18 protein-coding genes are annotated in these 21,049 nt (G+C 39.6%); 8 read left to right on the forward strand and 10 right to left on the reverse strand.

The genetic code is table 11. The features are described 5' to 3' along the window. Window positions 1–170 precede the first annotated feature (170 nt). Window positions 171–377, forward strand: a complete 207-nt coding sequence (locus tag BM057_RS06220) for a zinc ribbon domain-containing protein (protein WP_047390667.1) — start codon at window positions 171–173, stop codon at window positions 375–377. A 66-nt stretch (window positions 378–443) separates the two neighbouring features. On the opposite strand, the gene BM057_RS06225 is transcribed toward BM057_RS06220, so the two are convergent. Continuing rightward, on the reverse strand, window positions 444–1,367 hold the full coding sequence (locus BM057_RS06225; protein WP_092092243.1) for a DMT family transporter: 924 nt from the start codon (window positions 1,365–1,367) through the stop codon (window positions 444–446). Window positions 1,368–2,056: 689 nt separating this feature from the next. Between BM057_RS06225 and BM057_RS06230 the strand changes: the two genes are divergently transcribed. Beyond that, complete coding sequence (locus BM057_RS06230) at window positions 2,057–3,337, forward strand: NCS2 family permease (RefSeq protein ID WP_177186184.1); 1,281 nt, start codon at window positions 2,057–2,059, stop codon at window positions 3,335–3,337. 72 nt (window positions 3,338–3,409) lie between these two features. On the opposite strand, the gene BM057_RS06235 is transcribed toward BM057_RS06230, so the two are convergent. From BM057_RS06235 to BM057_RS06250, 4 genes are all read right to left on the reverse strand, one after another. After that, entirely contained in the window at window positions 3,410–4,627 is a 1,218-nt protein-coding gene (locus BM057_RS06235) for a chloride channel protein (RefSeq protein WP_092092247.1), read from the reverse strand. A gap of 56 nt (window positions 4,628–4,683) precedes the next feature. Continuing rightward, complete coding sequence (locus tag BM057_RS06240; RefSeq protein ID WP_047390671.1) at window positions 4,684–5,316, reverse strand: DsbA family oxidoreductase; 633 nt, start codon at window positions 5,314–5,316, stop codon at window positions 4,684–4,686. A gap of 215 nt (window positions 5,317–5,531) precedes the next feature. Further along, a complete protein-coding gene (locus tag BM057_RS06245) occupies window positions 5,532–5,903 on the reverse strand; it encodes a DUF4828 domain-containing protein (protein ID WP_052181799.1) in 372 nt (123 codons plus the stop codon). A 210-nt stretch (window positions 5,904–6,113) separates the two neighbouring features. After that, the gene (locus BM057_RS06250; RefSeq protein ID WP_092092249.1) at window positions 6,114–6,938 is read right to left on the reverse strand and encodes an undecaprenyl-diphosphate phosphatase; all 825 of its coding nucleotides are present in this window, start codon (window positions 6,936–6,938) and stop codon (window positions 6,114–6,116) included. A 460-nt stretch (window positions 6,939–7,398) separates the two neighbouring features. Between BM057_RS06250 and BM057_RS06255 the strand changes: the two genes are divergently transcribed. Both BM057_RS06255 and BM057_RS06260 read left to right on the forward strand, forming a co-directional pair. Then, the gene (locus BM057_RS06255; protein ID WP_092092251.1) at window positions 7,399–7,887 is read left to right on the forward strand and encodes a hypothetical protein; all 489 of its coding nucleotides are present in this window, start codon (window positions 7,399–7,401) and stop codon (window positions 7,885–7,887) included. Between the two features lie 23 nt (window positions 7,888–7,910). Further along, complete coding sequence (locus BM057_RS06260; RefSeq protein WP_092092253.1) at window positions 7,911–8,417, forward strand: PTS sugar transporter subunit IIA; 507 nt, start codon at window positions 7,911–7,913, stop codon at window positions 8,415–8,417. Window positions 8,418–8,469: 52 nt separating this feature from the next. Here the strand turns inward: BM057_RS06260 and BM057_RS06265 are convergent, their stop codons facing one another. The 5 genes from BM057_RS06265 to BM057_RS06285 form a co-directional block, all read right to left on the reverse strand. Then, window positions 8,470–9,093 carry a flavin reductase family protein gene (locus BM057_RS06265; RefSeq protein WP_092092279.1) on the reverse strand — a complete coding sequence of 208 codons (624 nt, stop codon included), beginning with the start codon at window positions 9,091–9,093 and terminating at the stop codon, window positions 8,470–8,472. 34 nt (window positions 9,094–9,127) lie between these two features. Next, window positions 9,128–10,120 (reverse strand): VOC family protein, encoded by a 993-nt coding sequence (locus BM057_RS06270; RefSeq protein ID WP_092092255.1) that lies wholly within the window; start codon window positions 10,118–10,120, stop codon window positions 9,128–9,130. Next, entirely contained in the window at window positions 10,121–11,014 is an 894-nt protein-coding gene (locus tag BM057_RS06275) for a VOC family protein (protein WP_092092257.1), read from the reverse strand. 156 nt (window positions 11,015–11,170) lie between these two features. After that, the gene (locus BM057_RS06280) at window positions 11,171–12,205 is read right to left on the reverse strand and encodes a lactonase family protein (protein ID WP_092092259.1); all 1,035 of its coding nucleotides are present in this window, start codon (window positions 12,203–12,205) and stop codon (window positions 11,171–11,173) included. 566 nt (window positions 12,206–12,771) lie between these two features. Then, window positions 12,772–14,865, reverse strand: coding sequence for a CDP-glycerol glycerophosphotransferase family protein (locus BM057_RS06285; protein WP_092092261.1), 2,094 nt, complete (start codon window positions 14,863–14,865; stop codon window positions 12,772–12,774). Window positions 14,866–15,053: 188 nt separating this feature from the next. Between BM057_RS06285 and BM057_RS06290 the strand changes: the two genes are divergently transcribed. The 4 genes from BM057_RS06290 to BM057_RS06310 all read left to right on the forward strand — a co-directional run bounded on the left by BM057_RS06290 (window position 15,054) and on the right by BM057_RS06310 (window position 21,026). Beyond that, window positions 15,054–15,416: a PTS glucitol/sorbitol transporter subunit IIA gene (locus tag BM057_RS06290; protein WP_047392632.1), complete on the forward strand. Its 363-nt coding sequence runs from the start codon at window positions 15,054–15,056 to the stop codon at window positions 15,414–15,416. A gap of 51 nt (window positions 15,417–15,467) precedes the next feature. After that, window positions 15,468–16,694, forward strand: coding sequence for an AI-2E family transporter (locus tag BM057_RS06295; RefSeq protein ID WP_092092263.1), 1,227 nt, complete (start codon window positions 15,468–15,470; stop codon window positions 16,692–16,694). A 739-nt stretch (window positions 16,695–17,433) separates the two neighbouring features. Then, window positions 17,434–19,155 (forward strand): ABC transporter ATP-binding protein, encoded by a 1,722-nt coding sequence (locus BM057_RS06305; RefSeq protein ID WP_092092267.1) that lies wholly within the window; start codon window positions 17,434–17,436, stop codon window positions 19,153–19,155. Further along, window positions 19,155–21,026 (forward strand): ABC transporter ATP-binding protein, encoded by a 1,872-nt coding sequence (locus BM057_RS06310; protein ID WP_092092269.1) that lies wholly within the window; start codon window positions 19,155–19,157, stop codon window positions 21,024–21,026. The genes BM057_RS06305 and BM057_RS06310 overlap by 1 nt, the downstream gene beginning before the upstream one ends. The last annotated feature ends 23 nt before the right edge of the window (window positions 21,027–21,049 follow it).

Raw genomic sequence — 21,049 nt, forward strand, 5'->3', positions numbered from 1 at the left:
AAAACGTGCCATTTTCTTTTGAGAACCCGCAACTTATACAAGTGTCCTATTTCTGATGGGGCTGCAAGCAAATGAATGACAGCCGGTATGACATAAAGGATGCGAGTTAAAAAAATATAGCCAATGTTCTGTCTTTTCTTATATAATGAAAAAAAGAGGAGGAGAGTTGGATGGAAGAAAAAAGAAGATTTGAATGTGAAAAATGTGGGCACCACGAATATGAAAACGATCAGTTCCAAGCTACAGGCGGCAACTTTGCAAAGTTTATGGATATTCAGAATAAAAAGTTTATTACGATCAGTTGTAAGAATTGTGGATATACAGAATTATACAAAGCCAATGCAGAATGGAATGTATTAGACTTCTTAATTGGATAAAAAATAGAGACCCATGGAGGATTCCTTTTAAAGGAGTATCTTCATGGGTCTTACTGTTTCTGCTGATTAAGGATCTGTTTGTTCAACGGTTGTCAAATGGGGGATTGATTCGGCAGACACCTTTCGCTTAGGCCATTTGATTTTAGCAAAATTGAGCTGAGCGACAATAGAGCCGGATAAAATAAAGAAGGCACCGATAAGCATTTGGACGGTGACCCATTCGTTCAAAATCAAGATAGAAAGCACCATTCCCCAAAGAGATTCTAAAGAGGCAATGATCATCGCTTCGCTATCTGAAATGAAGCGCAAGGCAACTGATTGAATAAAGTAGGCAATAAAGGTTCCAAACAAAGCCAAGTATAATACCGATAAATTGGCTTCTTTACTAGAAAAGTTATAGCCTTCGCCGCGGATCAGAAGCGTCACAAGGCCTGAAATGGCAGCAGCTCCTAGTTGAACGATGGTTAATGCTTGGACATTTTCATGTTTGACATACAAACCTGAAAAAATAGTCTGCAGTGCGAAACAAACCGCGCAGATCAAAGTCAAGATATCACCAATATTTAATCCGCTGATTTGATCAAGCGACAGCAAAGCTGAACCAACAAATGTAAAAAGCGCACCGAATATGGCTTTTAACGGCACTTTGTTTTTAAAGAAAACCGAGCTGATGAAAGGAACAAGCACGACACCGGCTGCAGTTAAAAATGCATTTTTGGAAGGTGTTGTATAAGCCAAACCCACTGTTTGGAATATGAAAGCCAAAAAGAGCGTGACGCCGATCATACTGCCGCGAATCAAAGTGGATTTCTTAATGTCTTTGAGCGCTTTGAAAAAGAACAGCAAAGATAAGATGAAAGCTATTAAAAAACGGCTAGCAATCAGTTGATAGGGACTGATTGCTTGAATACCTACACTGCTGACAACATATCCAGCTCCCCATATAACGGTAACGACCAGCATAAGCAGGCGACTGACCAATTGTTTCAATATAACCTCTCCTTAAACAGACTAGAAAAGGCCATCGTTATGTACTTCTAGTCAAAAAATTCTTACACAAACATTTAGTTTACGCAACTTTCAGAAAAAAGGCAAACAAAAATTTTCATGCAGACAATGTTGTGTGATTATAAGTAGTTATTTCCGCTTTATCTGACCCTTTACATAAAGGCACCAAGCAAATGTAAGGAGCTTTTTTTGCTCCTTTCACATCGGGACCAATTCGCTGCACAACTATAGGATAGTCGAGCTGCTAAATATCGTCTGTTAGTAGATATCTAAAAGTTCATCATCCTATATTGAGCAAACAAAGAGAAGACTGCTTTCTCAAGTGCATTCGTTAGTATCATTTAAGGACTAGCAACGATATTTCTAAACGAAGAGAGTTCATTTTTGTAAATAAAACGAGAACTTAAATGGCAAAAATAAGATTTCTTCCTATTATGACTATCTGAATTAAACTTTAAGAATAAAAAGAAATATTGTCAGCATAAGGATAATATTTTTTCAACAGTTAACTAAGTTACCTAATATTTATTTTTTGATGAAAAGAGGGGATTCTTATGGTATAATTTAATGTTGAGGCGTGTGAGAAAGTTGCTTTCTCTCTGCGTGGTACAGAAATGAAAACTCGCCCATGTCTCCGCGAATTTATATTAAATGAATGCGAGGAGAGAAAAATGGAAAAATTATTTCATCTAAATCAAAAAGGAACGTCCTTGAAGCAAGAAATAATGGCAGGGCTGACTTCCTTTTTTGCAATTTCTTATATTATTGTCGTAAACCCAATGATATTGGCAGATGCAGGAATACCTTCTGAGTTAAGTGTATTTGCGACTATCTTAGCTTCTGCGATGGGCAGTTTATTGATGGGATTGCTTGCAAATGCTCCGCTTGTGATGACTCCTGGGATGGGCGTTAATGCTTTCTTTACGTATACCATCGTTGTCTCTATGGGCTTGAGTTGGCAGCAAGCGCTAGGCGTTATTCTGATTTCTAGCTTGATTTTTATCGTCATCAGTTTTACAAATCTCGGCATGAAGTTGGCGGAGTCTATACCAGAATCTTTAAAGCAAGGAATTACAGCAGGAATAGGACTATTTTTAGTGATGATTGGGCTGGAAAACGGGGGAGTGATCGTGGATGGTGGCAGTCATTCGTTTGTTGCCTTAGGAAATCTGACGGATCCTTTGGTTCTGTTGACGTTGCTGGGCATCGTGCTATCTGCGGTTTTATATTTGCGGAAAGTCAAAGGCAGCTTTTTTATCGGTATTATCGTGATCACGCTTTTATCGCTTGTGACCGGCAGTCATCAACCAACGTCTTCGACTTTTTCCATGAGTCAAATTGTGGAATACCCACAGATTTTAGGTGCGTTTGATTTATCTGCTTTCTTCAACTTGCCGTTTATATTGGCTGTCTTTTCAATGACCATGATCTTGATTTTTGAGTCGATTGGTCTTCTGGAAGGTTTGTTGGAAGATAAAAAACAATTTAAACAAGCTTTTCGTGTGACAGGAATCATGACGGTACTTTCCAGTTTGTTGGGAACAAGTCCGACTGTTGTTGCTGCTGAAAGTGCTTCAGGGATCAAAGAAGGCGGTAAGACTGGACTGACTTCTGTGACAGTGAGCATCTTGTTTTTGCTGTCCTTTGTTTTTACACCTTTACTGACCTATATTCCTAGTGCAGCGCTCTCGCCTGTTGTTGTGATTACGGGAGCGATCATGATGGAAAGTTTGAAAAGGATCGATTTTGAAGATTTCAGTGAATGGTTCCCTGCTTTCCTTATTGTCGTCATGATCCCGCTGACGTCTAGTATTGTAGACGGATTGGCATTTGGTTTTATTGCTTATCCGCTTTTAAAAATGGCAAAAGGTGAATTTTTCAAAATCAAAAAAATGATGCATGTCGTTTCTTTCTTATTCTTCTTGACGATGATCGCCATTGCAACTTTATAACAAAAAAACTCCGAATGGATGAAGAGGTTCTGCTGCTGGTCAGCAAGAATACCTCTCCTAAGTTCGGAGTTTTTATTCGTTCAATTCCCAAATGATTTCTTTTTGTCCGCCGTAAATAGACTGATTGCCATTAAAGGCATATGCTGCGATGACAGCTAAAAAGAAGAAAGGCAAGTGTTGAAAGCCAAATACTTCTGCTCCAATAAAAGCTGGGCCGATAAAGGTATTGGTTGCGGAAGCAAATACGCTAATGTAACCTAGCGCAGCCGCAAATTCAATTGGAAATCCGAGGAGAGGCGCTAAGATAAATCCTAGACTGGCTCCAATAGCAAAAAGCGGTGTCACCTCTCCACCTTGGAATCCAGCTGCTAAAGTGATGATCGTGAGCGCCAACTTCAAGAACCAGTCATAAGAATAAATAGAACCATTTGTAAAACTTTCGCTGATCAGATTGGTTCCTAAACCAGAGTAACGGCCAAAGTGAAAGGCCATCAGCAACAAGCTGACAAGCAAACCAATCAGAAAAATCCTTTTATAGAGATCCGGGAAGCGAGCAGTAGACCAACTTTTTGCTTTTTTTAATCCAAAAGCAAAAAAGCCGCCGACGATCCCGAAAATGATGCCGATCAACAAAGTCCGTAAAACAGAAGAAAGGTCAAAAACAACCTCTTGCTTTAATACAACACTGAATTTTTCTAGTCCTAACAAGTGAGAAGTCGTACTAGCTGTAAAGGCAGCTAATGTAGCTGGAAGAACAGCCCGACTTTCGATTCTGCCGACCATCAAAACTTCCATAGCGAAAAAAACAGCTGCAATAGGTGTTTGGAATAACCCACCAAAACCGGCTGCCATTCCAGAAACCAGCAACAACTTTCCAGCTGATGGGTAGGGAAGGACGCGTCCAGCTCGGTGACCAACGACGGCACCAATTTGTACAGCTACACCTTCACGTCCAGCACTTCCACCAAATAAATGCGTCAACCAAGTTCCAGCGATCACTAAAGGGATCATTCGTTTTGGAATTTCGTCTTCTTCCTCGTTGCCAACTGCAAATACCAATCCCATTCCTTTTCCAGTATTTTTTCCAAATTTCTGATAACCATAAACGATGATCAGACCAATAAGAGACAAAAAAGGCAATAAGAAATAAGCATGAAGATCGCGAAAATCTGTAATGGCGATCAATACGCGTCCAAATAACGCATCAATTGCGCCTACTACTATCCCGATCAAGACAGCCAATATTGAGAAATATCCTATTTCTTGCATTACTTTTATCCGTTTAGACATGTTTTTCCTCCAAAAAACCTTCTCCTCATCTATAAGAAAGAGCTGAATCGCTTTATTTAATCTTCTTTTTCGCTGATTTCTTTTAATACTTGCTGAAAGGTTTCAACAGGTTGTGCACCGCTAAGTCCATACTTTCCATCTATAACGAAAAACGGAACGCCTTGTACACCGATTTGTTGAGCTAATGCAATGTCGTTTTGCATTTCAAGCAAATATTCATCTTCATTCGCTAAGATTTCTTCAGCTTTCTTATGTTCTAAGCCCAGTTCATCTGCAAGCGATAAAAGAAACAGGTTATCATTCAACCACTGACCTTGTGTGAAATAGCCTTTTTTTGCTAGCTCCATAAATTCCGTACCTTTGTCTTGTATTTTAGCATATTGGAATAAGCGATGAGCTTTGACTGTATTGCTGTGTTGGATATTTTCATAATGATAATCTAGTCCTGCTTGATGGGCCATTTCGGTTACATTTTTGATCATTTCTTCTGTTTGTTCAAGAGACAAGCCTTTTGATTGAGCAAAGTAATCGCTCATACTGCTAGTTACCTTATTGGGTGCTTGCGGATCTAATTCAAAACTATGATATTCAAATTCAACCTTACCCAAATCTTTGACAGCTTCTTCAATATGACGCTTGCCGATATAGCAAAACGGACAAACAAAATCGGACCAAATATCGATCTTCAAAAAAAGCACTCCTTTATATGTTGTTGATGTATCCTTTCATTTTAAGGGAGGGAGTAGCGGATTGCAATGTAAAATCGTTTAGCAAAAGAATGGTTGTTTTTTAAAAATTGGTTTCATCATAAGATAGGGAATCAGCAGTAGCTGAAAATAAATGAGGTAAACCAGGTAGAAGCAAATGAAAGTAAAAAAACCGGATGATATTCTATCCGGCTTTTTTAATCTATTTTCTTCAATAAGTAAGTTTTGTCGTCTGCACTATCTAATAGGGTCAAATTGTTTTCATCCTGGACTTTAAATGTCAACTCATAGCCAAAATGGTCAGTATAAACCAACTGATCTTTTGTTAAAGCAGTTACTGAACCTTTCATTGCTTTTCCATTTAAAACGATATTTTCTTCAGCGTCGATCAATAGTTGTCCCGAAAAGAGACCTGCTGGATCTTGCATATGCCAATTCCCAAGATAAGGCGACAAGAGCTGATCATTCTTTTGGTTAGTCTTGCTTTCCTTATATTTCAGAGAAGCTCTAGTAAGACCTGCGATAAAAGAAGCGCTGAGAAGATATTTAAGTAAACGATGTGAAGCCATTTGAAAACCCCCTTTGAATATTCATACCAACCGGACATTACGAACAATGAGGAAATAGAACAATCCTTTTGCCATCACTTTCATTATAAGCCGAAACAGAAAAATAAAATAGTGGACTTTAGCCTTGTTTTATAAATTATTTTGCTTTTTGTGGCAAAATAATCGAAAAAAAAGGATCTTCCTGCCGAAGCAAAAAGATCTTTTGATTGATTAATGAAAAAGAATAAAGTAGCCGATCACTAGGATCCCTAAAATGATTCGGTACCAGCCAAAAGCTTTGAAGTCGTTGTTGCGGATGTAACCTAATAAGAATTTGATGGCTAAAACAGATACGATAAAAGCAACGACCATACCAGTTAGCAATACAGCTAATTCCATACCAGTAAAGGACCAACCAAAGTCTAAAAGTTTGATCAAACTAGCACCAAACATGATAGGAATAGACATAAAGAAAGAAAATTCAGTCGCTACAAATCGAGACGTACCAAGTAAGATAGCACCTAGAATCGTTGCCCCAGAGCGCGAGGTTCCCGGAATCAAGGAGAGAACTTGGAAGACACCGATAAGAAAGGCTGTTTGATAGCTTAAATCTTGAAAATTTTCATAACGTGCAGCTTTCCCTTTGTTTCTATTTTCCACAAGAATAAACAAAACACCATAAACGATCAGCATAATCGCAACAGTTTGATAATTGTAAAGGTGGGCATTCAACCAATCATCCAGCAACACACCAATGATACCAGCTGGAATCACACCAACGATCACTTTATACCAGATGGACATCGTTTCTTTCTTTTCCTCTGTTGTTTTCTTTGGCGAAAGAGGATTGAGTTTATGGAAAAAGAGAAAAATGACGGCTAGGATAGCTCCTAATTGGATGACAACAAAAAACATTTCTTTAAAGGCAGGAGAAGCATCTAGTTGAATGAACTCATCTACCAATATCATGTGACCAGTACTGCTGATAGGCAGCCACTCGGTAATTCCTTCAACAATCCCGAGAACAATTGCTTTTAAAATTTCAAAAAAATCCATTTTCTACTTCCTTTCATACTTGGAAAAATATGTACAACAAACAGTATTATACCGAATTTATAAAAAATATGCTAGAACTAAGAAAAAGAGAAGTGGGCGTAATCGGATAACAACAAAGGAAGCAACGCGTGGAGAGCATGTAACAAACAACTCAGAAAATAGCGGAATTCAGCTGATCGTTCCAACTCAATGGTCAGAATCAGTTTAAGTAGGAGTGCAAATCAGTTATCATTCCAACTCAATGGATAGAATCAGTTTGAGTAGGAACGCAAATCAGTTACCATTCCAACTCAATGGACAGAACCAATTTGAGTAGGAGTGCAAATCAGTTATCATTCCAACTTAGTGCAGTGATACGATCTTCCAGCTGAAGGTATATTGTAAAGAAAAGGCTTTTTTGATAAACTGATGGAGGAGAGAAAGATAGCTATTAACATACACTAAAGGAGTCTGCTAAAGAATGTTCGAAACAAAAAAAGCAGAGGTAAAAAAAAGAAAAACGCTCTTTTATAACCTTACTATGGGGTACTGGATCGTCCTATCGCTCGTATATTTCGGCTCGCTGAATCTTGCTTTAACGCATCAGCAGACAGAAGAGCAGGGCGTTGCAGTGATTGCGACTTCATTGATGTTGGCGTTCAATTTATTTTTTGCGTATTTGCTCTATGGAACAGAAGTAAAAGAACGCAGTCGAGAAGGTCTTAGCGGTTTGATCTTTAAGTTTGCGATTCTGCAACAACTGATCGTAGGAAATATCTTTGGTGCAGTGCTTGCTTTTTTTGCACACTTAGAGTTGCCTGAAAGTATGTCTGCAGCATCCGAAGATGAAGAGAAAAGCAAACCGATAAAAGGGAAACACAAAAAAGGAGTTTTGTTTATACTCGCTGCCATAATTGTGTTATCATTAGGTATAGCATTTGTTAACTGGCGTGTTTCAAATGCAACATAGAATGAAGAAAGTAGGGATGGAAAATGGGGTTATTCGATTTTCTAAAAGGCAAAGATAAAAAAGAGGAAAGTAAAGAAGTTAAACTGTTTTCACCAGTAAATGGTACTGTGATCGCTATCGAAGAAGTAGCAGATCCAGTGTTTTCTCAAAAAATGATGGGAGACGGCTTTGCTGTAAAACCATCAGACGGCAACATTTATTCTCCAGTCTCTGGTAAAGTGGTCAGTGTATTTCCAACGCAACATGCAGTAGGAATTACAATGGACAACGGCATCGAAGTATTGGTTCACATGGGATTGGACACTGTTGAACTAGATGGGAAACCTTTTAATACAGTTGCAACTGAAGGGCAAGAAGTCACGCCAGAAACGAAACTATCAACGATTGATTTGAAAGGACTAGCGGAAGCTGATAAAGATGATGCAATCGTTGTTGTATTCACTAATATGGATCAAGTTAGCGAATACAGCTTGAGCAAAACAGGCCAAGTTTCTGTTAATAATGAAATCGGAACAGTTTCCGGCAAATAAAAAAATATACAAAAGACGTTGCGATCGCAACGTCTTTTTTAGTGGGGTGATTTTAGTTAGTTGGGCGTTTAAGGGTATATTCTTTTTCAAGCGTAGCATATTGGTTGCCAGATAAACGAGCGACTGGTAGCAGAGCCAAAGGTTGAATATATTCTTTCTCTGAGTCAAAAACAGCTTCATCAAAATAAAAGTCCGTCACTTTTACAATAAAAAGATCGGAAACCGTTTCCCCTTCTAAACCTTGTACAGGCACATACTGGTGAAGCCGGCATTCAAAACGAATTTTTGCCTCTTTAATCGCGGGAACTTGAACTGTTTGACTGTTTATCAATGTTAGATCTGTACGACTTAATTCAGTTTCTTCTGGCGGAAGCGGAGCAGCAGTCGCATTCATCGCTTCAACCACGCTTTGATCCACGATATGCACAACTGCTTCTTGGCGTTCTAGCAAATTGCGAGCAGTATCCTTTGGCTGTCCGTTGTTTCTCAAAATGGCAAAGGTCAACAGCGGAAGTTCATTAGATGCACCGCTAAAGAAGCTGAAAGGCGCAACATTGACGACTTTTCCGTCTTTGGAAAGCGTTGTGATCCAGGCGATCGGACGAGGAATCACGCTGCCTGAAATAAATTTGTACTGTTGTTTTTTTGAAAGCTTGTCTGCGCTAAAGTGAATCATTTCAGTTTCCTCTCTCGATCGGTCTGTTTCTTTCTTAATCAAAATATTCTTTCTTAAATTCTTTGGTGCTGCGTACGGTGTCGATCGGACGTACAAGTTTTTCGATCCGTTCACGGTCATTTCTGAATTTAGGCGGCAATGCTAACGTTTCGCCAAGGGTCTCAATCGTTTCTTCATCATCGATAAAGCCAGGACCGTCAGTTGCTAATTCAAATAAAATATTTGGATAGATGCGAGTATAAGTGGATTCAAAGTAGAAACGGTCTACATACCCTGAGTTTGGCAAGTTAAAGTCTTGCATCCGTTCGACCCATTCCTCGATCCCGTTGCGGTCATCTACGCGGAAAGCAACATGATGGACACTTCCGTAACCTTGCATAGCGCGCGGCAAGAATTGAGTCGGTTCCACAATAATTTGTGCACCATGTCCGCCTTCATCGCCGACTTCAAATAGATGATACCGTTCGTTTTTGTTAATTTCCTTAAAGTAAAGAACATTTTCCAGAATATCTTTCATAAAGTCAAATTGAGAAACTCTAAAGAAGATAGGTCCCAAGCCAGTAATGGCAAATTCGTCTGGTACTGGTCCTTTATGCCAAGGGATACCAGCTACCACACCTGTATTGTGTTCATCAGAAATCAATTGATATTGCTGATCATCAAAGTCGTGGAAGGACAAAACTTTTGCCCCAAATAGTTCGCGGATCCCTTCATGAGCAATGTCATAGTGGTCAAAGCGTTTGACCCAGTAGTCTAATGCAGCATCATTCGGCACACGGAATGATGTTTTTGAAATATCATCTGTTCCTTTAGAACCTTTAGGGATGCCTGGAAAATCAAAGAATGTCATATCTGTTCCAGCATTTCCAGCGCCATCTGAGAAGAATAAGTGATACGTATGAATATCATCTTGGTTAACCGTCTTTTTTACCAAACGCAAACCCAAAACATAGGTGAAAAAGTCATAAATTTTTTCTGCACTACTCGTAATCGCTGTAACATGGTGTATACCTTTAATCATTTCCATTTAAAATTCCTCCAATTGTTGGGTAATAGCAGTTCTTTTATCTTCTAGAAAAGAGGGTAGAGCTAGGGAATCACCTAAAGAATCAAGCGATTCATCAATGGCAAAGCCTGGTCCATTTGTCGCGATCTCAATACGTAATCCATTGGGGTCCGTTACATACAGGCATTTAAAGTAGTCGCGATTAACGTATAGTTCAATCGGTACAGACATTTGCTGAGCTTTTTGATAAAGCTCTTCTAGATCTGCTTCCGTTTCAACGCCATAAGCAATATGATCGATGGCACCTCGGCCAAAACGTGTCTTCTTTTTGCTATCGGAAGGCAAAACAGTCGTGATAAAGCCTTGATTTTGGTCAATGAATTGCTGATCATTCAACTGCTTAAACCCTAAAAATTCAGTTAAGAAAGCTTGCGTTTTTTCAGGATATTCAACTTTCAGCGAAGCTTCAAAGAGACCAGTGATTTGATGCGCTGCAGGAATATCAGTTTGTTGAACAACAGCTGCAACAGGAAGGATTTCATCCATTTCAATGAAGGCAAGAGATAAGCCATCTGGATCATAAAAACAGAGTCGCCCTTCATCGTGTTCGACCTGCAGACCAAAAGCTGTTAAACGTTCTTTCCAAAAAGTTAAACTGCCTTTAGGAATCTTTAAGGTAACAGTAGAAAAGAAATTTGCTTCAAGGTAAGCATGGCCTGCTTTTTTTAGTTCAAAAAAGGTCAAGAGCGTGCCAGGGTTTCCTTGGTAATCGCCATAAAAGAGATGACGTATGTTAGTATCTTGTTGATTGACAGTATTTTTGACTAATCTCAGTCCAAGCAAATCAGTATAAAAACGGTCTGTTTCCTGTGCGGATTTAACAAAAGCTGAAATATGATGGATGCCGGTTATCATTAACTCACTCCTATAAAGTAAGAAATTTGGGTTAGATGTTTAAGATAAACCTAGTGTATCATAAAAATATTAAACTTACAATAAATAAGTAAAATGAATTTTGTATAGTTAAAAAGCCGAGAAATTCATCTCGGCTTTTTTTTAAATGATAGGGCATTAAGCAAAATAAACACAGACAGCTTCTGGTGCATAAACATCTTTTTCAAGAAGTGTTAGTTTGCCGGAATCACTGTTACGTTCAAACAACGTTAAGTTATCTGTATCTTGATGGGCAACCACCACAAACTGATTTGTCGGGTCTAAATCAAAATCGCGAGGGATATTCCCTTCAGTCGGAACATATTCAACTAATGAAAGCGAACCGTCTGAAGCAGAAACAGCAAAAACAGCGATAGAATCATGTCCACGGTTAGAAGCATAGACGTATTTTCCGTCATTTGAAATGCGAATTGCGGCTCCTCCATTGAAAGAAGTATGGGATTCTGGAATTGTTGAAATGGTTTGGAATGGTGTAAGAATCCCTGTTTCTGGATCATAATCAAGAGCGATCACGTCACTGCTCAGCTCGCCAAACAAGTAGGCTTTCTTTCCGTTAGGCGCAAAAACGATATGACGCGGTCCAGTTCCAGCCGCAACCGTTGTCGTGCTGATTTCTTTCACTTTTCCTTCTTCATCTACAGCATACGTATAAACCGTATCATTACCTAAGTCGCAAGCAATAAGGAATTTCTTATCTGGAGACAAGTCGAAGTAGTGGGCATGAGGACGGTCTTGGTTTTTATGAACGCTTGTCCCTTCATGCTGCACGGTGTCTGTTAATGTCAAATGACCTTCATCATCTGTTTTGAAAACAGCGACTTGTCCCTTGTGATAATTAGCTGTATAAACGAATGAACGATCTGCATCGTAAGACACGTAACATGGAGAAGCGCCAGTAGCAGTGGCCGTATCGACTTGCGCATATTCGCCATTTTCATTTTTCTTATAAGAAGCAATGCCGCCTTCACCGTCTCCGCCAAGAACAGCATAGATGACCTGGTGTTCTTTATCCAAAGTTAAGTAAGTTGGTCCGTTCGTTTCAGCTGCAACCGTTAAATCCTCCAACTTTTTAGCTTCTGTATCTAGCGTGATCTGGTAGATCCCTTTGCTTTCGCGTTTTGTATAAGTCCCTAAGAAAATCTTCTCTTTCATGGGTATCCTCCTTGATAGCTTGTCATTTTATCCAAATCCAGTATAACACAGTTGCCATAAAACAAAATGAAAAAGGATTCATTTACAACGGAAGCTTAGCTCTTATCAAAAAGCTTACATTTGTAAAACAATCCTTTATTTTACCGACTCCGATTTACAGCAGGATTGGATGGTCCTAAAATGCTAGTAAGAAAAAAGGGTTCTACAATATTTAACGTTGGTCTGTAAAAAATCAATTTTTTTAATGCTAAGCTCGTTAGAATCCTATTTCTAGAAATTTCAGGAGGCGCATAGGGCTACTGATAGCCATGAAAAAAGATGCAATGTGAATCACTTAGTGTTAGGCTTTAGCCGTTACACTAAGTTTGAAGCTTGCAAGCATTGAGACGTGATTTTCGGCTCAATGTGTTCTCATGGCTTTCCATCAGCAGCCCATTGACTGTAGGAAATTTCTTTACCAACGTTAAAAGAGGAAGAACCGAAAAAAGACACGTTCATTGTAGTGGTCCCCAAAAGTTAAACTTTTGGAGATGATACAATACACGAGTCTTTTTGATTTTATTTAGTTAAGATAAGAAAGTTTGAACAGCTTTGAATATGCGTTCATTAGAGTGAGCATCGCGATATTCAAATAAAGCATCCATTTTTTGTCGATTCTTTCGCGACATATTAAATTGATCGTTAGCCAACAGTTCCAATAAATGCAGCAAGCTATCTTTGGTTACAGCTATTTCTCCAGGAAGCTCATTTAAATAAGTGTGTCTGACATTCGCTTCATTGGTTACTCTGCGTTCGTCTGTTTCAGGCTGATAGAATAAAACTGGTTTTTCTAAGAAACTAAAATCAAAAGCTCTAGCATCTGCATCGGTGATCAACAGCAGACTTGTTTTAAATAAATCAATCATTTCTTCTTGATCTTGCTGCACTAACGTCACGTCAGTTTCTTCAAATGCCGTTTCATATTGTTTCAATGAAGTAGGCAGAGCAACAACAACTTCTAAATGGTGAGTCGCTGTAAACGCTTGGAAGTCTGCATCATTAAGCAGCGATAAGAAAGCTTTAGCTGTTTGTTTCAAATCATCTCGCGGATCGAAGGCGCCTGTCCAACGATTTTCAGGCAAAATGAGTAAACGACGCTGGATTTTATCTGAAGGAGCATCTGAAAGCAACTCATCAAATTTTGCAAGCCCAGTTTTGCGGATCATTTTCTCAGGGTAGCCCAACGTTTGCTGGACATAACGTTCTTCGGTTTTTGAACTGACTAAGAGCAGATCATTGCGGAATGTTTTCTCTGTATAGCCGATTGTCTGACTCAAGTCATTCAAGCCTAATACATTTTTACCTAACAAAACATGTTTCGCGCGTATATGTTCAACCGCTAAAGGACTGCGTGAAGGATAAATGGCATAAGGTTCACCAGTCGTCAAGATTACTCTTGACGCCAACAGCGTTTGGATATACTTTTTAGATTTAAAAATCAAGATAGCTTCTGGGTCGACGGCCGCAACTTTGGCAAAATCTGGGGATTGTTCGTCGAGAACATAATACGTTTCGATCTCTGGATGTTCTTCACGCATATAGCGGAAGAAGTGCCAGCCATTTCCTTTTGCTGTCAAAGGCGTTTCCCCTATGACCCAAATGTTCCGCTTTTCATAGAGCGTATGCATCAGCCATGAGGCAGGAGCCGATTCTCGGTATTCCGTGTAAATTTCTTTTTCATACACTGAAATAGCTAAAGTCAATGCTTGCTGAATACCTGTAAAGTAAAAGCTTAAAACAGCCGTTGAACGACCATAAGAGATGCCGAAATCGCGGTAAAAGTTTTTAGGAACAGGTTCACTAGGATGTGCCAATGGAATCACAGTTGGACTATAGAGCCCGTTCAAATAGACGGTCAAATAAAAATCAACGTCTTCATCTTGTTTATTTTTAACAAAATGCTCGCGTGTAAAAGTTTGTAAAGATAAAGAAAAGTCATAAGTATAATAGGATAAATGTTTTTCATGCTCATCCCTATGCTCAAACTGGTGCTCAGTATGAATGACTGTTTCTTTTCCAGACCGTCTGCCAACCGTTAAAACATCGATCCGATTAACGGTAAAAGCTTTAACAGCTAATCTACCGCTGGCTTTTAACGATTCCTTCGAAACAGAAATGGCTTCGATCGTATGATCACGGATGAAACGTGTACTGCGGATCGGCACATTGACTGCCAGACAGAAGATGTCATTTCTTCTACTGAAGTAAGGAATAATCGTATTCCCGTCGATAGTGCTTTGGCTTAAGCCTAAAGAGTCAAACTGCTGAAATAAATTCAAAGACAGAGGATACTCTTCAGTATGCCAATTTTCGCCGTCTCTTATTTCTAAGGAAAAGAAAAATTCAATATGCTCTTTTGTTTTTTCTTTGGCCGTATCGGCAAATAAGTTATAAAGAGAAAGACAAAAGGCAAAAGAACCATCCTCTAGTCTAACAGCGTCAAATGTTTCTCGTTTACCTGTTTCTCGATGAATAATGAAAAAGTCTTTCATTTTAATCTCGTCTTTATTGAGTAATTTCAAGCTGACTTCGATTTGATCCTCATTTTTTCGAATGGAAAAGAGAGGGTGAAGATTCTTTTCACTGAGATTATGCAAAGAATCTGTTTCGTTTCTATTCACTTTTTAAACCTCCGTTAACAAAAAGGTGCCTTCTTTATTTATCTTTTCTATCATACCAGTATAATAGGCTTGCTGGCAAACGGTTTCTAAGATTATCAGTCAATTCTAACACGCAGAAGGTTATTATTCTGAAATAGAATATGGTAGAATAGAGCCAGTAAAAGCAAGTTTGCGAAAGGAAGAGTCGAATGTTTAAATCATCTGTTACAGAAATTGGTGCATCTGCCATCAGCAAGAAAGACCCTTTGATTATTTTATTTGGAGAAGAAGCAACCGAGGAACTGCGAAAAGTTTCCGTTATCCATACTGTTCAAACAGAAGCGAATCAGGTCGATTTGAACCAGGCCCAAACGGTTTCTTTTGATGATCAAGTTTATACCATTGAAGAGGTCGGAACTTTGGCCAATAAAAATTTCAACAGTATCGGACACGTTACCTTGAACTTTTCTGAAGTGCCTGATGAAAAAGACCATCGCATCGAGAATGCCATTTATTTAGCTCCTCATGAATTGCCGGTCTTAAAGGTTGGCACAAAAATCAGTATTTCTTAAAGATATTGGCTTCTTTTTAGTCAAATTTGTTGTTAGAGGAGGTCTTTTTGATTGGAAAATCCAGAGAAGAAAATAGGCAACCGAAAAGCTGTAGTCGGTTGGTTTAAACAGTGGGTGTTGAATAATAAAGCAGTAGCGATTTTTAGTATTTCTTTATTGATCCTGCTGAATATTCTCGTCTTCAGCAAAGTATCTTATATTTTAAATCCAGTCAGAGGCTTTTTTGAAATCGTCGGACTGCCAGTAATTTTATCGGCCATCTTGTATTACTTACTAAATCCAGTGATCGATTGGTTAGAAAAGAAAAAAGTGCCGCGTGTTTGGGGAATCACGATCGTCTTTATTGTGATTGTTGGTTTGCTGATCTGGGGGATCACAACCGTTTTTCCATTCATTCGCAATCAGATCGTTAGTTTGGTTGATAACTGGCCAGATTATTGGAAAACATTGACTTTGAAAGTCGAAGGACTCATTAAGAGTCAAGGCTTCTCACAGTTGCAGATACAATGGGATGAATTCAGAGAAAACTTGCTGACGACACTTACCGACCAAGGAAAATTGGTCTTAGGTTCCACTTTTGATGGACTAGGCAACTTTTTGGGCACCGTCACCAGTGTGGTCATCGCAATTGTTACCATGCCTTTTATCTTATTTTACCTATTGCGAGATGGACGCGAATTACCGAATTACCTATTAAAATTTGTTCCTACAAGAATGCGCAGCAAAACGTATCATGTGATGTATGAAATGAATATGCAAGTCAGTCAATATGTGAGAGGTCAGCTGGTCGTTGCCTTTTTCGTAGGGATGATGTTCTGGATCGGCTTCAGCATTATCGGCTTAGACTATGCAGCAAGTATAGGAACACTGGCCGGATTTTTAAACTTGATCCCTTACCTAGGCTCCTTTTTGGCAACCATTCCCGCTATCGTAGTTGGATTAGTCGACTCGCCTGCGATGTTCGTTAAAGTCATTTTGGTTTTTGGGATCGAACAACTAATTGAAGGACGAGTGATCCAACCGCAGATCCTAGGCAGCACCCTGAAAATCCATCCTATTACGATCCTATTTGTTCTTTTAACAGCCGGAAAACTCTTCGGCGTAACCGGCGTCCTCATCGGGATACCCGGCTATGCCATCTTAAAAATTATCGTTACCCACATCTTCAAATGGTACAAAGACAACTCCAACCTATACCAAAACGAAGAAAGCTACCAACCCGCCGAAATCATACAAAAAGAAAAAAAACAAATGCAAAATAACCCGGATGTGGAGTGACTCTGCAAGAGAACAAGCACTAACGAAGGAACAACGCAAGCAACCCAGCGAAGCGGTTGTGCGGATGTTGCAAGTTAGGCGGAGATCTCTGGGGAGCGCAACTCAACAACCAGGATACGGAGAAAGCCTGAAAGAGTCACAGCAAAAACAGGAAGTTGTTGAAGAGAGTAGCGGAGCGCGCATCAAAACAACTTATCTTTTTTGCAAAGACTCTGGCTTTCGCAGTTCAATTAAAACGAGGATGCGGAGTGAGGTTGATAGGGGCGACAGGAAAATGAAAAAGCGCGGCGCAGAGCATCCCGCGCATGCGAGCGACTTTTGAATTTTACCCGAGCCACTACCTCGCGCAGCTCAACTAAAAATAGGATACGGAGAAAGCCTGAAATAACACAGAATGAAAAAGCAAAATCGTTATCGGAAGCACTGTTGCCGTTCCATCCAGCAAAGTATATCCTGTCTCTAAGCGATGAAAATGCAAGAGTCATGACAATATAAACTGACCTAAAAGAAGCAGAGCAAAAATCATCTGCCAAAAGTAGAGTCTATCGTTTGTATGTCTTCTTATCATTATACTATGATGATAGGGAGGCATCTTTTTTTATTCTGAGAACAGATAAAAGCGTACTGGTCAAGAGTGCGATCCGAATCAGAAAGTATGTTTGGAATGAGGGAGAAAGCATGTGGGATGCTGATGTCACTTCATTATGATAGAAGAAAATGTAAAAAAGGAGGTCGCAGGATGCTGAAACTTGCTAAAAGAATGAACAAAGGGATGATCGGGTTAGCTGTCTTGTTCATGATCATTCGAACAGTCGGCGAATTATACTTGCCGACTTTAACGGCAGACATCATTGATAATGGAGTTGCTAATGGAGATATCCCTTATATTTTGAAAATGGGTATGTATATGATTATTGTCTCTTTGATCTCGATCGGTGGGGCAGTAGCCAATGTTTATGTTGCTGCTAAAGAATCGCAAGGAACAGGGAAAGAGATTCGAAATGAGATTTATCGAAAAGTATCTTATTTTTCAAGAGATGAAATGGATGATATTGGAACAGCTTCACTTATGACTCGTACAACAAACGATGTGGTACAGGTGCAATTGATTTTCATGATGATGTTGCGCATGGTGATCATGTCGCCCATCATGATCATTGGAGCTGGTTACTTAGCTTATCAGCGTGAACCAAGAATGGCTAGCGTATTTTTAGGAACTGTACCGTTACTGGCTTTATTGATCGGCATTATTATGTACTTTGCTGTACCGATTTTTAAATCATTACAAAGAAAGACAGACCGACTCAACTTGGTTTTCAGAGAAGGGTTGACGGGTGTCAGGGTGATTCGTGCTTTTCGTAAAGGACAACATGAAATTGAACGGTTTGACGAAGCCAACAAAGATTTTGCTGAAACGGCGATCAAAGGACAAACCATCATGGCTTTTCTTATGCCGTCTTTAACGTTAGCGTTTAGTTTGACCAACATTTTTATCGTATGGATCGGTGCCCGCTTGATCAGCTTTGATGAAATGGGAGCCGGGAACTTAGTAACGTTTCTGACGTACGCAGGACAAATTTTAATGAGTGTCATGATGTTGAGTATGGTCATTATGTATTATCCAAGAGCGCAAGTTTCTGCCGCTCGTATCAATGAAGTATTAGATAAAACAAGCAGTGTGAAAGATCCAGCGCGAAGTCAGTCGCTCGATAAGGATAAACCAGCTTCACTTGCCTTTGAACATGTTGACTTCCGTTACACGGGTGCTGAAAAACTGGCCCTTAAAGACATTGACTTTTATGCAAAAGAAGGACAGACACTGGCTATTATTGGCGGTACAGGTGTTGGGAAATCCACGATTGCCAATTTGATCCCGCGCTTTTACGACGTTGAGACCGGCAGTATTAAAATCAACGGAACAGATATTCGAGACATCACCCAACATAAATTGCGCACCTTACTCGGCTATGCCCCGCAAAAAGCTTTGCTATTCACTGGTACGATTCGTGAAAATATGCAGTATGGGAAACCAGAAGCAACAGATGAAGAAATTTGGCATGCACTAGATATTGCTCAAGCAAGCGATTTTATAAAAGCGATGCCCAAACAGTTGGATGCTCATGTAGAACAAGGCGGCGGCAACTTTTCTGGCGGACAAAAGCAGCGATTGAGTATTGCTCGAGCACTTGTTTCCAAAGCCAAGATTTTGATTTTTGATGATTCATTTTCTGCTTTAGACTTCAAAACAGATGCTGAATTGCGGCAAGCATTAAAGAAAGAGACAAAAGATGCAGTTGTAATGATCATTGCGCAGCGCATCAGTACAGTCATCGATGCAGACACGATTTTAGTTTTGGACAAAGGAACGATCGTGGGTAAAGGAACGCACGAAGAATTGAAAGCTTCAAATGAGACTTATCAAGAAATCATGAAGTCGCAAATGAGAGAGGAGGATATTTAATGAAGGAAAGAAAAAATGTTGTCAAACAAAAAAGCCGAGATACCCAAAAAGCAAAAGATTTTTGGGGAACCGTCAAACGCTTGCTTCATTATATGTCCAGACGAGTTTGGGTGATCGTCCTCGTGCTCGTTTTAGCCATCATTGCGACCATTTTCCGTTCTGTAACTCCTAGTATCCTAGGAAGAGCCACAACTGAAATCTACCGTGGCTTCCAAGAAGGACAAGCAATGAAGCAAGCTGGAGAAGTAGTCAAAGTGATGCCGATTCGTTTTGATTTGATCGTGAAGATACTGGCTTTTGTGTTTGTTTTATATGTTTTATCCGGTATCTTCCAGTATTTCCAACAGTTTATGATGACGCGTATTGCGCAGCGTACCGTATATGATTTGCGGAAAGACTTGAAAGCAAAAATGGAAAGATTACCGATCAATTACTATGACACTCATTCAAATGGAGACATCATGTCTCGTGTCGTAAATGATATGGACCAAATCGCAACGACTTTCCAGCAAACACTGACCAACTTTGTACAGAGTATCGTTCAATTCGTAACTGTTTTGCTGATGATGCTGTTGATCAGTCCCTTACTGACGCTCGTTACAATGATTTTAGTCCCAATTAGTTTGGTTTTTATTTCTTTTATCGCTCCGCGTTCCCAACGGATGTTTGCTAAACAGCAGAGAGATTTAGGTATTTTGAATAACCAAGTGGAAGAGACCTATGCTGGGCATGATATCGTTAAAATCTATAATCGTGAAGAAAGAGAAATAAAAGACTTTGAAGAACAAAATGAAGCTTATTATGATGCTTCTTGGAAAGCTCAGTTTCTATCAGGGATCATGATGCCGCTGATCACCTTTGCAAAAAATATTGCTTATCTAGCTGTAGCCGTACTCGGCGGGATCCAAGTGGCCAATGGGACAGTAACATTAGGGAATGTGCAAGCTTTCTTGCAATACGTCAATCAGTTTAGTCAACCCATGCGTCAAATCGCTAACTTGACCAATATTATCCAAGCAACCGTAGCTTCTGCAGAGCGTGTTTTTGAGTTGTTGGATGAACCTGAAATGACAACGACTTCTTCTGAAAAAGAAATACCGCAGCAAGAAGCGAACACACCATATAAAGTTCAATTTGAACATGTTCAGTTTGGATATGGCGGACCAGACGAGCCTTATTTGATCAATGATTTTAACCTTGATGTGAAAGATGGTCAAATGATCGCGATCGTTGGACCAACCGGGGCCGGTAAATCGACATTGATCAACTTGCTAGAACGATTCTATGATGTGAATGGCGGCTCGATCAAATATGAAGGCACTGATATTCGCAATATTCCTCGAGAAACATTGCGTTCGCATTTTGGAATGGTGTTGCAAGATACGTGGCTGTTCAATGGTACGATCAAAGATAATATTGCATACGGTGGCAAAGGCAAAGAAGCTAGCGATGATAAGATCATGAAAGCTGCTAAAGCAGCTCATGTCGATGACTTTATCGGTCGTCTCTCCAATGGATATGATACGGTGCTGAATGAAGAAGGCAGTAATATTTCTCAAGGACAACAACAATTGATCACGATTGCACGGGCCTTTTTAGCAGATCCGGAAATTTTGATACTGGATGAAGCTACTTCTAGTGTTGATACACGGACGGAAATTTTGATCCAAAAAGCGATGAGCAAGTTATTGAAAGACCGAACCAGTTTTGTCGTTGCACACCGTTTATCCACCATTCGTGATGCGGACAACATTATTGTAATGAATCAAGGAGATATCATTGAAACAGGAACACATGATGAATTGATGGCTAAAAATGGTTTTTATGCTGACTTGTACAACAGTCAATTTGCTCAAAAAGAAGCCGTCTAAGCAATAAAGATGCTGAACGTAGA

Source organism: Pisciglobus halotolerans, from assembly GCF_900113675.1.
GTDB classification, from domain to species: Bacteria; Bacillota; Bacilli; order Lactobacillales; family Carnobacteriaceae; genus Pisciglobus; species Pisciglobus halotolerans.

Excerpts from the sequence above, each read along its gene's own strand:
- BM057_RS06220 (WP_047390667.1), top strand. The coding sequence starts at position 171 with ATGGAAGAAAAAAGAAGATTTGAATGTGAAAAATGTGGGCACCACGAA.
- BM057_RS06230 (WP_177186184.1), top strand. The coding sequence starts at position 2,057 with ATGGAAAAATTATTTCATCTAAATCAAAAAGGAACGTCCTTGAAGCAA.
- BM057_RS06235 (WP_092092247.1), bottom strand. The coding sequence starts at position 4,627 with ATGTCTAAACGGATAAAAGTAATGCAAGAAATAGGATATTTCTCAATA.
- BM057_RS06245 (WP_052181799.1), bottom strand. The coding sequence starts at position 5,903 with ATGGCTTCACATCGTTTACTTAAATATCTTCTCAGCGCTTCTTTTATC.
- BM057_RS06250 (WP_092092249.1), bottom strand. The coding sequence starts at position 6,938 with ATGGATTTTTTTGAAATTTTAAAAGCAATTGTTCTCGGGATTGTTGAA.
- BM057_RS06255 (WP_092092251.1), top strand. The coding sequence starts at position 7,399 with ATGTTCGAAACAAAAAAAGCAGAGGTAAAAAAAAGAAAAACGCTCTTT.
- BM057_RS06260 (WP_092092253.1), top strand. The coding sequence starts at position 7,911 with ATGGGGTTATTCGATTTTCTAAAAGGCAAAGATAAAAAAGAGGAAAGT.
- BM057_RS06265 (WP_092092279.1), bottom strand. The coding sequence starts at position 9,093 with ATGATTCACTTTAGCGCAGACAAGCTTTCAAAAAAACAACAGTACAAA.
- BM057_RS06270 (WP_092092255.1), bottom strand. The coding sequence starts at position 10,120 with ATGGAAATGATTAAAGGTATACACCATGTTACAGCGATTACGAGTAGT.
- BM057_RS06275 (WP_092092257.1), bottom strand. The coding sequence starts at position 11,014 with ATGATAACCGGCATCCATCATATTTCAGCTTTTGTTAAATCCGCACAG.
- BM057_RS06280 (WP_092092259.1), bottom strand. The coding sequence starts at position 12,205 with ATGAAAGAGAAGATTTTCTTAGGGACTTATACAAAACGCGAAAGCAAA.
- BM057_RS06290 (WP_047392632.1), top strand. The coding sequence starts at position 15,054 with ATGTTTAAATCATCTGTTACAGAAATTGGTGCATCTGCCATCAGCAAG.
- BM057_RS06305 (WP_092092267.1), top strand. The coding sequence starts at position 17,434 with ATGCTGAAACTTGCTAAAAGAATGAACAAAGGGATGATCGGGTTAGCT.
- BM057_RS06310 (WP_092092269.1), top strand. The coding sequence starts at position 19,155 with ATGAAGGAAAGAAAAAATGTTGTCAAACAAAAAAGCCGAGATACCCAA.